At 72.9% G+C, this 13,882-nt stretch carries 11 protein-coding genes; 8 read left to right on the top strand and 3 right to left on the bottom strand.

Annotated features, from left to right (window positions below; genetic code table 11):
* The first annotated feature begins 76 nt into the window (after positions 1-76).
* Positions 77-595 carry a DinB family protein gene (locus ACIBD9_RS10655; RefSeq protein ID WP_396716455.1) on the top strand — a complete coding sequence of 173 codons (519 nt, stop codon included), beginning with the start codon at positions 77-79 and terminating at the stop codon, positions 593-595.
* 21 nt (positions 596-616) lie between these two features.
* Here ACIBD9_RS10655 and ACIBD9_RS10660 read toward each other — a convergent pair whose 3' ends face one another.
* Positions 617-1,489, bottom strand: a complete 873-nt coding sequence (locus ACIBD9_RS10660; RefSeq protein WP_396716457.1) for a carbohydrate kinase family protein — start codon at positions 1,487-1,489, stop codon at positions 617-619.
* Between the two features lie 185 nt (positions 1,490-1,674).
* On the opposite strand from ACIBD9_RS10660, the gene ACIBD9_RS10665 reads away from it, so the two are divergent.
* Positions 1,675-4,911 (top strand): SNF2-related protein, encoded by a 3,237-nt coding sequence (locus tag ACIBD9_RS10665; RefSeq protein WP_396716695.1) that lies wholly within the window; start codon positions 1,675-1,677, stop codon positions 4,909-4,911.
* A complete protein-coding gene (locus ACIBD9_RS10670; RefSeq protein WP_396716459.1) occupies positions 4,908-5,816 on the top strand; it encodes an SWIM zinc finger family protein in 909 nt (302 codons plus the stop codon). Before ACIBD9_RS10665 ends, ACIBD9_RS10670 begins: the two co-directional genes overlap by 4 nt.
* Positions 5,817-5,862: 46 nt before the next feature.
* Here ACIBD9_RS10670 and ACIBD9_RS10675 read toward each other — a convergent pair whose 3' ends face one another.
* Positions 5,863-6,120, bottom strand: a complete 258-nt coding sequence (locus ACIBD9_RS10675) for a DUF3040 domain-containing protein (protein WP_091409372.1) — start codon at positions 6,118-6,120, stop codon at positions 5,863-5,865.
* Positions 6,121-6,551: 431 nt separating this feature from the next.
* Here ACIBD9_RS10675 and ACIBD9_RS10680 point away from each other — a divergent pair, with 431 nt between their 5' ends.
* The 5 genes from ACIBD9_RS10680 to ACIBD9_RS10700 are packed head-to-tail and all read left to right on the top strand — an operon-like array spanning position 6,552 to position 12,845.
* A complete protein-coding gene (locus tag ACIBD9_RS10680) occupies positions 6,552-8,651 on the top strand; it encodes a DUF1800 domain-containing protein (protein ID WP_396716461.1) in 2,100 nt (699 codons plus the stop codon).
* Positions 8,652-8,659: 8 nt separating this feature from the next.
* On the top strand, positions 8,660-10,042 hold the full coding sequence (locus ACIBD9_RS10685) for a DUF1501 domain-containing protein (protein ID WP_396716463.1): 1,383 nt from the start codon (positions 8,660-8,662) through the stop codon (positions 10,040-10,042).
* On the top strand, positions 10,039-11,457 hold the full coding sequence (locus tag ACIBD9_RS10690) for a ferric reductase-like transmembrane domain-containing protein (RefSeq protein ID WP_396716465.1): 1,419 nt from the start codon (positions 10,039-10,041) through the stop codon (positions 11,455-11,457). The genes ACIBD9_RS10685 and ACIBD9_RS10690 overlap by 4 nt, the downstream gene beginning before the upstream one ends.
* 13 nt (positions 11,458-11,470) lie before the next feature.
* Positions 11,471-12,073, top strand: a complete 603-nt coding sequence (locus ACIBD9_RS10695) for an FMN-binding protein (protein ID WP_396716467.1) — start codon at positions 11,471-11,473, stop codon at positions 12,071-12,073.
* 49 nt (positions 12,074-12,122) lie between these two features.
* Positions 12,123-12,845, top strand: coding sequence for an FAD:protein FMN transferase (locus ACIBD9_RS10700; protein ID WP_396716697.1), 723 nt, complete (start codon positions 12,123-12,125; stop codon positions 12,843-12,845).
* A gap of 288 nt (positions 12,846-13,133) precedes the next feature.
* Here ACIBD9_RS10700 and ACIBD9_RS10705 read toward each other — a convergent pair whose 3' ends face one another.
* Positions 13,134-13,805 carry a bifunctional DNA primase/polymerase gene (locus ACIBD9_RS10705; protein WP_354972126.1) on the bottom strand — a complete coding sequence of 224 codons (672 nt, stop codon included), beginning with the start codon at positions 13,803-13,805 and terminating at the stop codon, positions 13,134-13,136.
* Positions 13,806-13,882: the final 77 nt, after the last annotated feature.

The raw sequence follows: 13,882 nt of genomic DNA on the forward strand, positions 1-13,882 counted from the left end.
ATCCTGCCCGGCGTAGCGCCCGCCCGCAGCGGATAGCGGGGCAGCGGGGGACCCAGCCGGTGACTAGGGTCGGCGGATGGAGCAGACGATCGATCCCACGCTCGGTCCGGTGCTCGCCCGCACCGGCGACGAGCGCGCCGTCCTGACCGCGTTCCTCGACTTCCACCGGGCCGTGCTGCTGCGCAAACTACGCGGTCTCTCCGACGCCGACGCCCGCCGACGGCTGGTGCCCTCGGCGACCACGCTCGTCGGCCTGGTCAAGCACCTGACCCTGGTCGAACGGAACTGGTTTCCGACCCTGCTGGCCCCCGAGCCCGGCGACGTCTACCTGACCTCGGCGGAGGACGCCGTCGCCAGTTTCACGCTCGGCGACCAGGAGACCGTCGCCGGGCTCACCGAGGCGTACGAGCGGGCCTGTGCCCGTTCCCGGGAGGTCGCCGCGAGCGCGGACCTCGACCACGTGGTGCCACACCCGCAGCTCGGTGAGGTGTCGGTGCGCTGGGTCCTGGTGCACATGATCGAGGAGACGGCCCGGCACGCGGGCCACGCCGACATCCTGCGCGAGTTGACCGACGGCGAGTCCGGCGCGTTCTGAACCCCGGGTCGGCGCAGACCGTCAATTGGTGGGCAGCAGGCCCGGCGGATACTCCATCCCGTCATGCGTACAGGCCGCAGCGGCAACCCGCGCGGCGTACCGGGCGGCACGCTCCAGTGGCTCGCCGCGCAACCGGCCGGCGATCAGGCCGGCCGCGAAGGCGTCGCCCGCCCCGTTGCTGTCCACCACCGGCTTTCCCGGTGCGGCGGGTGGCACCGGCACCGCGGTGCCGTCGCCCGGGTACAGCTCGGCGCCGTCCGCGCCGCGGGTCACCACCACCGTCCGGGGCGCCAGCGTGCCGGCGAGCGACGCGGCCCGGTCGCCCAACCGCACCCCGCTCAGCAGAACCACGTCGGCGACCTCGACGAACGGCTGATGGTAGGCGTTCTCGCCGTCCCAGTCGTGCAGGTCGGTGGAGAGCGCCACGCCCGCCGGAATGGCAGCCCGCACGGCGGGCAGCAACGGCACCGCCCAATCCATGATCGAAAGGTGTACGTGCCGGGCGTCGCGGACCAGCGCGGCCACCTCGGTGGCGGGAAACGGCGGAGCACCCTGCCATGGGCGCGGGTCGTACAGCGACGTGCGCCGCCCACCCGGGTCCACCAGGTTCACCGATCGGCGGGTGCCGCCCCGGTGCTCGGCCAGCAGCGCCGGCACGTCGGCCCGGGCCAGCGCCGCCCGGACCAGCTCACCGGCCGGATCCGCACCGAGGGTGTCGACCACCAGCACCCGCAGGCCGAGCGCCCGGGCGGCCAACGCCACCCCCGCACCGGTGTTGCCGATCCGCAGCTCGATCGGCTCGACGGTGTGGGAATCGGCAGCCGGTAGCGGCAGCGCGGGCACCCGAACCCGCACATCCACCCCGAGCCCGCCAAGGACCAGCAGATCGACCACGACGCCGACGCTACCGTTGCCGCTCAAGCCTCTCCAGCGCCACGCGATCGTGCACGTTCGGTGGGGAACAACCGGGCACCACTCGCAGAACGCCGACACGAACTGTGAGATCGCACAGGTGGGGGGCGTCGGTCCGGTCAGCGGTGCCGCCTATCCTGGGCGCGGGCGGCGACGAGGGGGAGCAGGTGCTGGTCATCCACGGGCTGTGGTTGCCCGGCGACAGCTCGACCGGCGGCCTCGCCGTCTGGGCCGAGGACAGCACCGCACCGGCTCCCGCGCCGCGGTCGGGCCGACCCGCCCGGGAACGCCCGCACCCCTTTGCCGCCGGGCACACCGACCTGGCCGCCGTCCTCGCCGACGCCGCCGAGCCGACCCGTCCGGACACCGCGCTGCTCACCCTGCCCACCCTGGCGGGCGCGCCGACCGACTCACCCGAGCTGATCCGGACCACCGTCGCACCCGCGCCCCGCGGCCGGCTCACCCTGGCCGGGTGGCGGGTCCCCATCCTGGTGTACGCCCCGGACGACGCCCTGTCGCTGCTGCAAGCCCTGGACGACGTCCCGGCGGTGTCCGGGGCCACCCTGCGGCATCTCGCCGAGCTGGCCGACTTCGCCGCCGACCTGGTGACCCGTGGCCGCGTCCTCCCAGGCGTACGCACGACGACGGCCGACCACACACCCGGGGCCGACGTGCCGGTGGCGTCCGGCGCTGCCGCGCAGGCGGTGTGGCGTCCGCTGCTGACCGGCACCGACGCGGCCTGGGCGCGGTCGCTGGCGCTGGCCCTGCCACCCGCCGCCCGAGCCGCCGTCGTGCCGCCCGCCACCGCCGCCGCTGCTCAGGTGCCCACCGGGAGCGCCGCCACCTCCGCTGCGGCGACCGTCGCCTCGGACGGGCGTGAGGTGAGCGCCGCCGCGCTGGTCGCGGATGCGCTCGACGCGTTGACCGACGCCGCCGCGCGGGCCGCCCTGGCGACCACCACGCTGGCCCGGGGACTGCGCCCGGGCGGTCCGGCACCGGCCTGGTTGGCCGCGCTCGCCGGCCCGCAGCGGGACTTCACCATCGACCCGGCCGGGCTGGCCACCCTCTCCGCCGAACTGGACGCGTGGCAGCGCGACGCCGCCGGCGGCCCGGTGCGGGCCAGCTTCCGCCTGGTGGAACCGGCCCCCGACGAGGTCACCGAACCGATCCTGGCCACCCGGGCGGCACCCGCCGACAGTGCGCCGGCACCCGCCGACAGCGCGCCGGTCGAGGCGGCCGGTGGCGGGCGTTGGCGGCTGGAGTTCGGGTTGCAGGCCGCGGACGAGCCCGGCCTGCACGTCGACGCCGGGGAGGTCTGGCGGGCGCCGGGGGCGCTCGGCGGCCTGGCGGGCCGTACGACCAGTCCACAGGAGACGCTGCTCGCCGAGTTGGGCCGGGCCAGCCGGCTCTGGCCGGACCTGGACGCCGCACTGCGTACTGCCACCCCCGAGGCGATGGAACTCGACGTCGAGGGGGCCCACCGGTTCCTCAGTGCGGGCGCCCCGGTGCTGCACGCGGCTGGTTTCGGGGTGCTGCTGCCGTCCTGGTGGCAGCGTCCGTCGGCGCGCCTGGGCGCCCGGTTGCGGGCTCGCAGCCGCACCGCCCCGGGCACGGTGGGTGGCGCCGATGCCGGTGTCGGTCTGGACGCCCTGGTCGACTACCGCTGGGAGATCGCGCTCGGTGACCAGCCGCTGTCCGCCGAGGAGTTGGCGGCACTGGCCGAGATGAAGACCCCGCTGGTCCGGCTCCGCGGCCGGTGGGTGGAGTTGGACCCGGGGCGACTCGCCGCCGGTCTGCGCCTGCTCCGTTCCGCGGGCGAGTTGACCGTCGCCGATCTGCTCCGCCTCGGCCTGGCCGACGGCGAGGCCACCGGCGCGCTGCCGGTGCTGGAGGTGACCGCCGACGGGGCGCTGGGCGACCTGCTCGCCGGCGCGGTCGAGCGGCGGCTCACCCCGCTGGACCCGCCACCGGGCTTCCAGGGGACGCTGCGGCCGTACCAGCAGCGGGGACTGGCCTGGCTGGCGTTCCTGCGCTCACTCGGCCTGGGCGGCGTGCTCGCCGACGACATGGGGCTGGGCAAGACGGTGCAACTGCTCGCGCTGTTGGCGGGGGACCCGCCGGAGGCCGGGCCGACCCTGCTGGTCTGTCCGATGTCGCTGGTCGGCAACTGGCAACGGGAGGCGGCGCGGTTCACCCCCGAGCTGCGGGTGCACGTACACCATGGTGCTGAGCGGGCGCGGGGGGCGGAGTTCACCGCTGCCGCGCACGGCGCGGACCTGGTCCTCACCACCTACTCGGTGGCCGCCCGCGACGCCGCCGACCTGGCCGGCATCGACTGGCACCGGGTGGTGGTGGACGAGGCGCAGGCGATCAAGAACGCGTCGACCCGGCAGGCCGAGGCGGTTCGCGCGCTGCCCGCCCGGCAGCGGGTGGCGGTGACCGGTACGCCTGTGGAGAACCGCCTCGCCGACCTCTGGTCGATCATGCAGTTCGCCAACCCGGGTCTGCTCGGGCCGGCCGCGACGTTCCGCAAGCGGTTCGCCGAGCCGATCGAGCGGCACGGCGACGCCGAGGCCGCCGAGCGGCTGCGCCGGATCACCGGCCCGTTCGTGCTGCGCCGGCTCAAGACCGACTCGTCGATCATCTCCGACCTGCCCGAGAAGCTGGAGATGGAGGTGCTCTGCAACCTCACCGCCGAGCAGGCCGCGCTGTACCGGGTGGTGGTCGACGACATGCTCGCCCGGATCGAGACCAGCGACGGCATCGAGCGACGGGGCCTGGTGCTGGCCACCATGACCCGGCTCAAGCAGGTCTGCAACCACCCCGCCCAACTGCTGCGCGACGGCTCACCGCTGGAGGGCCGCTCCGGCAAGCTGGCCAGGCTCACCGAGATCCTGGAGGAGGTGCTGGCGGCGGGGGAGCGGGCGCTGCTCTTCACCCAGTACGCCGAGTTCGGCGCGATGTTGCGTGGTCACCTGTCGGCGCGGTTCGGCCGGGAGGTGCTGTTCCTGCATGGTGGCCTCGGCAAGGCCGAACGGGACGCCCTGGTGCAGCGCTTCCAGTCGGCCGAGGGTCCGCCGCTGTTCGTCCTGTCCCTCAAGGCCGGCGGCACCGGGCTCACCCTGACCGCCGCGAACCACGTGGTGCATGTGGACCGGTGGTGGAACCCGGCGGTCGAGGACCAGGCCACCGACCGGGCGTTCCGGATCGGGCAGCGCCGACGGGTGCAGGTGCGCAAGTTCGTCTGCGCCGGCACGGTCGAGGAGAAGGTGGCCGCGTTGATCGCCGACAAGCGCAGCCTCGCCGAGCGGGTCGTCGGCACCGGCGAGCAGTGGATCACCGAGTTGTCCACCGGCCAGTTGCGGGACCTGTTCGCCCTGGAGGCCGGGGCGGTGGTGGAGTGAGCGAGCAGAGCACCGACCGGTTCGCCGACTACGGGCGCCCCCGTAAGGTCGACGGCGGTCTGCGGGCGCGCAGCGCCCGGGGCGCCATCGGCCGGTCCTGGTGGTCGCGGCGTTTCCTGGAGGTGCTGGAGTCGTTCGCGCTCGGCACCCGGTTGACCCGGGGCCGGTCGTACGCGCGGGCCGGTCAGGTGCTCACCCTCGACATCACACCCGGGCGGGTGAGCGCGGTGGTGCAGGGCTCCCGGCCGCAGCCCTACCAGGTGTCGATCGGGCTGAAGCCGTTCCCGGCCGCGCTCTGGTCCCGGATCGAGACCGAGCTGGCCGGGCAGGCGTTCTTCAGCGCCCGGCTGCTCGCCGGGGACCTTCCCGACGAGCTGGAGGAGCTGTTCGCCGCCGCCGGCGCGCCGCTCTTCCCGGCCGCCGTGGACGAGTTGACCCAGCGCTGCAACTGCCCCGACTTCGCGGTGCCGTGCAAGCACCTCGCGGCGACGTTCTACCTGCTGGCCGAGGCGTTCGACGCGGACCCGTTCGAGCTGCTGCACTGGCGCGGTCGGTCCCGCGCGGAGTTGCTCGACGAACTCCGCGCCCGGCGCGCCGCGGCCACCGGTGCCACCGTGCCGATCGACCCACCGTCCGAACCGGACGATGTCGTGTCGACAGTGGACGTCGTGGCGCCGGTCGGCGCCGCCCGCGCGCTCGCCGGGCTGTCGGCGACGCCGCTGGCGGAGACGGCGGACCGGTTCTGGTCAGCGCCGGTGCCGCTGCCGGATCGACCGCCCCGACTGGTGACCGGCACCGACCTGCTGCTGCGCCAGCTCGGTGCGCCGGCCCCGGCCATCGGTGGGCCGGGACTGCTCGAACGGTTGCGCCGCGCGTACCGGGCGTTCGGCCCGGCCGACCGGTGAGCTGTCACGCCCACCGGTTGAGCAGCCTCGTCGAGCGGTTGAGCAGTCACGTCCAGCGGCGGCGGAACCGCCACATGATCGCCGCGTTGGCCACCAGCACCACCGCGCAGATCGCGCCGGTCAGTCGACCGGCGAACACGGCTATCGCCGGTAGCGACGCCCACAGCACGATGGTCAACAACATCAGGTAGCGGCCCCTGCGGGCCCGGGCCCGGTGGTCCAGCCGGTTGAAGAAGGCCGGGTCACTTTCCCGGAGCTGACGGGTGATCTGGTCGAATCTGCGCTGATCCTCTTTGCTGAGCATGGCGCTGCCTTCCCCTCACGCGTTCAGCGGTTCGGCGGCATACCCGCTGCGGTGACGGCTCACGCTCACCCGCTGTCGCTACTTTTCCTCCACGCGAGGGCGTCTCATGTCCGGCTTACCTGAACCTTAAGTTTGCCTTTGGTGGTGAACGACGCCGAAACTGTCGCGTACGGCGCCGTGGTCCGATCCGTGCTCGGCTGCCGCACGTACGCCCTGCTGGGAAGGTCTGCCGGCCGGTCCGCCCCACCGCCCGCCGCCGAGGTCGCGCTGAGCGCTGTCTTAAGTGCCCTCTCGGGTGTGTTCCGGCCACCTTGAAGGGCCCTGGGGCCTTGGTTACCTTGCCGTAGCAACCCCCTCAGGCAACAGTCGCCGCACCTGCCGCACCTGCCCGGTAGCAGCTTCCGGCGCTCATCAGAAATCGGGATTGGTACATGGCCGACCAGAATGTGCCACCACGTCGACCGCGGGACGACCGCGGTTGGGACGGACGCCAGCACCACAGCGCTGACGGCTACGGCGACCCCAACACGCCGGCGCCCTACGGCTACGACTCGCCCCACCCCCACCAGGACGGCTACGCCGCGCCGGCCGACCCGCGTCAGCAGTACACCGACGGGTACGCACACGCCGGACAGCCGGCACCCGCCCCGCGCGGCCCGCAGTGGGTCGGCCCGGAGGGCCTTGGCCGTCCGGCCCCGGCACGCCCGGCCGGCACCGGACTGCCCACCATCGACGATGACGACGAGCCGGGTCGCAAGGTCGGCCGACGTAAGGCGATGGTGGCCCTCGGTGGCACCGCCGCCGTCGTCGCCGGTGGCGCGGCGCTCGCCATGACCCCGCAGTTCCGTGGCCTCTTCGGCGACGAGGCGGCGGCCGGCGACGCGACCGGCAGCACGGTGACCGACGGCACCGCGGCGCGGCCCAGCGGCCAGCAGCCCAGCACGGTGCGTACCTACACCGAGCAGAACGAGAGCTACATGGGCTCCCGGGCCGGTGAGGCGCTGAAGAAGAACGCGCCGGCCGGTGGCCGGACCTTCTCCGGCCCGGCCGCGGCCGCGGCGGCGACCAAGGTGACCGTGAAGACGGTGCTGTCCAAGGACCCGATCCTGCACCTGGCCCGGCGCGCCACCTTCGGCCCGACGCCCGCGGTGATCGCCGACATCAAGCGCGAGGGCATGGACGCCTGGATCCGCGCGCAGTTGGACCCGGACAAGCTGGAGCCGACCAAGGGCGAGCTGAAGCTCGCCGAGCTGCCGACCCAGAAGCTCTCCGTGCAGCAGCTGCGCGACCAGCGGGACAAGCTCAACGAGCAGGACGCCCAGCCGGAGCGGGAGATGGTCGACGCCACCATCGCCCGGCAGATCTGGTCCAAGCGCCAGCTGTTCGAGGTGATGGTCGACTTCTGGAACGACTTCCTGCACGTCGCCGCGGACTTCGACGGCGGCGAGGTGTACCGCAACTCGTTCGACCAGGACGTCGTGCGCAAGCACGCGCTGGGCAGCTACCCGGAGATGCTGGTCGCCGCGAACAAGCACCCGGCGCTGCTGATCTACCTGAACCAGAAGGACTCCCGCAAGGACGCGATCAACGAGAACCTCGCCCGGGAGAACCTCGAGCTCTACTCGGTCGGCGTCGACGGCGGCTACAAGGAGCCGGACGTCCGGCAGGCCGCCATGTTGCAGACCGGCCGCGGCGTCGACGACAAGGGCAAGTACGTCTTCCGCCCCGAGCAGCACTACGTCGGCAAGGTGAAGATCCTCGGCTTCACCCACGCGAACAACTCGGCCGACCCGAAGAAGGCCGAAGCAGCGATCGACGCGTACATCACCTACATCGCGACGCACCCGTCGACCGCGAAGTACGTGGCGCAGAGCCTGGCCACCCGGTTCGTCTCGGACACCCCGCCGAAGTCCCTGGTGGACCGGCTGGCCAAGACGTACACCACCAACAAGGGCATGATCAAGCCGGTCCTGATGACGCTGTTCTGCTCCTCGGAGTTCTGGGCCGGTGTGGGCCAGAAGGTGCGCCGGCCGATGGAGTACCTGGTCGCCACGTACCGCACCCTGGGCGTCTCGCCCGAGGCGTCGCCGAAGCACAACAACGGCGACAGCAAGCGCACCGCGTACGCCCGGGGGCTGCGCCAGATCCACGACAAGATGCGCGAGCTGGGCCAGTCCCCGATGGGTCACCCGACCCCGGACGGCTACCCGGACGTCTACGTCGCCTGGACCTCGGCTGGCACCATGGTCAACGGCTGGAACGAGGCGGGCGAGATCCTCGCCGGCTACCGCACCACCTTCACGTACACGGCGCCGGAGAAGCTGGTCGCCAAGGCGCCGGCGACCGCCGGGGCGTACGTGGACGCGCTCTCCCTGCGGCTCGTGGGCCAGAAGTTGAGCACGCGGGAGAAGAACCTCATCCTCGGCGTGGCCGGTGTGACGGCGACCGCCAAGGTCGACGCCACGTTCAACGGGGCCATCACCGCCGTCGCGCGGGCGATCCTCGCTTCCCCCCAGCACCACCTCCGGTGAGGCACCCGATGGAGAAGACTGTGTACAACTCTTTCCCCCTGCACCCCGAATGCCCCGACGTGCGACGGCTGGCCGACAACCCGGCCGAGGCGTTGCTGCGCGCCGAGGCGGACATCGTCGCCGCCGAGAACGCCGCCGAGTTCGACAGGTACCGCACCCTGGAGAACCTGGAGGAGGCCCAGCAGGACGGTCGCGGCGTCACCCGGCGGACCTTCGTCGCCGGTGCCGCGGCCACCGCCACCGCGCTGGCCACCGCCCAGTTCGTCACCACCTCGGCGTCGTTCGCGGCGACCAAGACCGGCACCCTGATCCACGTCTTCCTCTACGGCGGGCTGGACGGGCTGAGCCTCGTGGCACCGGACAACGACCCGGTGCTCAACAAGGCCCGTCCCGACCTGCTGCTCGGCAACGACTCGCTGGCCCTGGGCCGCGGCTTCAAGCTGACCAGCGCGTTCAAGCCGTTGGAGAAGTGGCTCAGCGCCGGTCAGCTGGGCTTCATCCCGGCGGTCTCGGACGAGCGGCTGTCCCGCAGCCACTTCCAGGCCGCGGACGCCTGCAACCTGGGCGGGCTGCCCAACGAGACCGGCGGCCGGGGTTGGCTCGACGGTCTGGTCGACAACCTGGGCAAGGGCACCGCGTTCCGCAGTGTCGGCGTCGGCAGCACCCTGCCCCGCTCGCTGGTCGGCAACAACGGCGCGATCTCGCTGAACAGCGTCGGCTCCCTGCGGCTCAACGGTGACGACCGGTTCCGGGCCGCCACCGAGAAGGCCATCAAGGGGCTCTTCACCGGGATCAACCACCCGGTCGAGGAGGCCGTGCAGGAGGGCATGGGCGCGCTGGCCACCGCCCAGCGGCTCGCCGCCAAGCCGTACCAGCCCGCCGAGGGCGTCAAGTACGAGGGCGTCGGCGGCGCGTTCCAGCAACTCGCCCAGCTGATCAAGGGCGGCGCCAACGTGCGGGTCGCCACCGTCGGCATGGGTGGCTACGACACCCACGAGAACCAGGGCACCCGCGAGGGCGGCCAGCTGTACCGCCGGCTGAACGAGCTGGCCAGCGCCATGGCCGCCTTCTTCACCGACCTCGGCCCGAAGGCCGCCGACGTGACGATCATGGTGTCCAGCGAGTTCGGGCGCCGGGTCGGCTCCAACACCGGCGGCACCGACCACGGGCACGGCGGCGTGGTCACCCTGCTCTCCGGCAAGAAGCTGGCCGGCTCGCTGCTGGGCACCTGGAACGGCCTGGACAAGCTGGACTCCGGTGACGTGCCGGAGTACAACAACATGTTCAACGTCTACGGCGCGGTGGCGCAGGGCCGGTTCGGGCTCACCAACGCGGAGGTCGACAAGGTCTTCCCCCGCCAGAAGTACGCCCCGATGAAGCTGTACGCGTGACGCATTCGCACACCCACGCCGCCGGCCGTCGTACCGGGACCTCGTCCCGGCACGGCGGCCGGTCGGCTGCGCCCGTACCCCCGCAGATCCCGGCCCGGCGCGGACCCGGCGGCCGACGGTTGCTGGGCGCGCTGCTGCTGGTCGGCCTGCTCGCCAGCGTGCTGCCGTGGTGGCTGGGCACCCCCGCCGGGTCGCTGCGCAGCACCGCGGCCACCGTCACCTCGGCCGGCCGGATCACCGGCCTGGTCGCCGGCTACCTGCTGCTGGTGCAGGTGCTGATGATGAGCCGACTGCCGGTGCTGGAACGGTGGATCGGCGGCGAGCACATGGCCCGCTGGCACCGGGACATCGGTGCCACCCTGCTGGTCACCGTGCTGGCGCACATGTCGTTGATCCTCGTCGGCTACGCCGACCTGCGTAACCAGTCGATCCTCGCCGAGGTCGGCACGTTGCTCGGCGACTACGAGGACATGCTCTCGGCGTTCGTCGCCACCGGCATCATGATGCTTGTCGGGTTCAGCAGCGTCCGGGCGATCCGACGGGCGTTGCCCTACGAGCTGTGGCACCTGCTGCACCTGTCCAGCTACCTGATCCTGCTGCTCGGCTACGGTCACCAGTTCACCCACGGCGCGCAGCTGTACAAGCCCGGTCCGGTGCGCACCGGCTGGATCGCGCTGTACCTGCTGGTGGTCGCCGCCCTGCTCTGGGGCCGCGTGATCGCGCCGCTGGCGTTCAACCTGCGCTACAAGCTGCGGGTCGCCGACGTGGTCGCCGAGAGCCCGGACACCATCTCCATCTACCTCACCGGTGAGCGGCTCGGCCGGCTGGCGATGCTCGGTGGCCAACACTTCCGGTGGCGGTTCCTCACCCGGGGCTGCTGGTGGCAGTCGCACCCGTTCTCCGTCTCCGCCGCCGCCAATGGCCGCTGGCTGCGGGTGACCGTCAAGGTGGTCGGCACCCACACCGCCGACCTACGCGACCTGGAACCGGGCACCCGGGTCTGGGCCGAGGGACCGTCGGGCACCTTCACCGCCGCACACCGGCTCCGCGAGCGGGCGCTGCTGATCGCCGGTGGCAGCGGCATCACGCCGATCCGGGCCATGCTGGAGGAGTTGCCTCCGGGCGCCGCGCTGATCTACCGGGCCCGCACCCCGGCCGACGTGCTCCTCAGCCGCGAGTTGGACTGGCTGGCCCAGGAGCGCGACACCTCCGTCTGGTACGTCATCGGCTCCCGCGACGACCCCGGCCCCCGCCAGCTGATGAGCCCGGACGGGCTGCGGCAACTGGTGCCCGACGTGGCCCGGCGCGACGTCTACCTGTGCGGGCCGCCCGGGTTGGTGGAACAGTCGGTGCGTGCGCTGCGGCGGGCCGGCGTGCCCCGACGGCAGATCCACCTGGCCACGTTCGAGCTGTAGGAAGGGCATCCCCATGCGTCGCGCGCTCCTCGCGATCACCGGCCTGGCCGCCAGCACCACCGCGTTGGTGGTGTTCAAGGGCTCGCCGGGCACCACCCAGGTCGCCCAGAACCTGCCGACCGCCCAGCCGGTCAACCCCTCCGGGCCGGGCACCGATCCCAGCGCCGCCCCGGATGCGCCGGGCACCGATCCGGCGGGGGGAGCGCCGACGCCGTCCGGTAGCACCAAGCCGTCGACCTCGCCCAAGCCCGGCAAGACCACCGCCCGCCCGTCGAACACCAGGACGACGAAGGCCCCCAGCGCACCTCGAACCACGACCAAGGCACCCCAGTCGACCACCCGCCGGGTCACCGGCAACGGCTTCGAGAACGAGTACGGGTACGTGCAGGTGCAGATCGTCGTCTCGGGTAACCGGATCGTCGAGGCGGTCGCGTTGTCGTTGCCCAGCGGGGGTGAATCCGACATCCACAGCGGCGACGTCCGCAACCGCTACGACGGCGGCGGCGGCGAGGTGGTGCAGAAGCAGAACGCCAGCCTCAACACGGTCTCCGGGGCCACCGAGACCAGCAACTCCTACAAGCAGTCGCTGCGGTCCGCCATCGAGCAGGCTTTCTGACGTGCGGGCCACGCTGACCCGACCCGGGCTGTGCCGGGTCGAACAGATCATGGGTACGGCCATCACCCTGGACCTCGCCGACGATCTGCCCCCGGCGACCCTGCGCGAGCTGGCGGACGAGGTCTTCGCCTGGATGCGCGAGGTGGACGCGCGGTTCAGCACCTACCAGCCGGACAGCGAGGTGTGCCGCTTCGACCGGGGTGAGGTGCTGCTCTCCGAGGCGTCCGCGGACCTGCGGTACGTGCTGGAGACCTGCGCCGACCTGTGGGGCGCCACCGACGGGTTCTTCGACGCGTACGCCACCGGTCGGCTCGACCCGTCCGGCTTCGTCAAGGGCTGGGCGGCTCAGGTCGCCTCGGACCGCCTCGTCGCCGCCGGTGCCGTCAACCACTGCGTGAACGCCGGCGGCGACGTACGGGTGCGGGGCCTGTCGCCGTCGGGGGAGCCGTGGCGTATCGGCATCCGGCACCCGTGGGACGCGATGGCGGCCTGCCTGGTGCTCAGCGGTACCAACCTGGCCGTGGCCACGTCCGGCGTGTACGAGCGGGGACGGCACGTGCTGGACCCGCGCCGGGGCGCCCCGGCCAGTGGCCTGCGTTCGGTGACCGTGGTCGGCACCGACCTCGGGGTGGCCGACGCGTACGCCACCGCCGCCCTCGCCATGGGCACCCCCGGCCTCAACTGGCTGGCCCGCCTGGACGACCACACCCACGCGGCGATAACCGACAACGCCCGCCAGTACCACTCCGTCGACCTCCCGCTGACCGACTAGCCCCCTGCCGCAGGCCCGCCCCTAGCGCAGGGGGCGGTGGGTGCCGGCCGGGCGGGAGCCGGTGGGGCGTGGGCGGCCGGGCCGGGAGCCGGACGGTCGGGTGCCGGCCCAGCGGTGCCGTGGGTGGCTGCGTCGGGGCGGCTCGGTGCCGCCGGGATGAGACGCTCTGTCGTTGGTGGACATCGTTCCCCCGTTCGTGGCGCGCGTTCGCACCGTCCCCCTGTCAACGAGGACCGGCGTCCCGGCGACGCTGTCGGGCACCGGATCGAATCGTCGACCGGGCCGGTCTCACATGCCTCGTCGGGGCAGCGGCAGGTGACCGGGGAGCAGGTCGGGGGCGAGCGTCACTCCGGCGGCGCGCAGCGCCCCGATCAATGTGTTCTGCACGAGGTACGAGTCCGGAAGCTGCCAGCGCGCCTGCTCCGGGGCGACCGCCCAGCGGACCGTGCCCTCCGGCAGCCGGGTGGGTGGCGCGGGGATCCACGAGCCCGGCCCGTGCCGGACCACGTGGAAGCAGTGCTCCAACTCCGGCCGGAGCGGGTCGCCGGGGCGGACCAGGAACATCCACCGCCCGGTGGGCGTGACCAGCACCGGTCCGCGTACGCCGGTGCCGGCCGGGTGGATCTGGACCGCGTCGAGCACGTGCCGGCCGAGGTGGGCGGGCACCTCCAGAACGTCGAAGGCCCGGCCGGTGGGCAGCAGCACCCCGTGCGGTCGGCTCCGCCACCAGGTCGCCACCCGGGCCGGGTCGGCGCTGGCGGCCAGTTCCCAGTTCTCCAGGGCGGGATGGCAGCCCACTGTGGGACAGCCGGCCCGGCCGCAGACGAAGCGGCTGCGGGCCAGACAGGCACCCGGGGTGACCTCCCAGCCGTGAACGGCGTAGCGGATGGCGACCCGCCGCAGCCGGACCCGTTCCAGCGGCGACAGTTCGGCAACGCGCGGTCCGACATTCCCCCACATGTGTGCCAACTCCTCTCGTCGGGCCCGGCGTTCGCCAGGTCGCATGTCGAGCACCGTCACTGCCGTAACCCACGATC

This window comes from Micromonospora sp. NPDC050784, assembly GCF_044456765.1.
In the GTDB taxonomy this organism is placed as follows: Bacteria; Actinomycetota; Actinomycetes; order Mycobacteriales; family Micromonosporaceae; genus Micromonospora; species Micromonospora foliorum.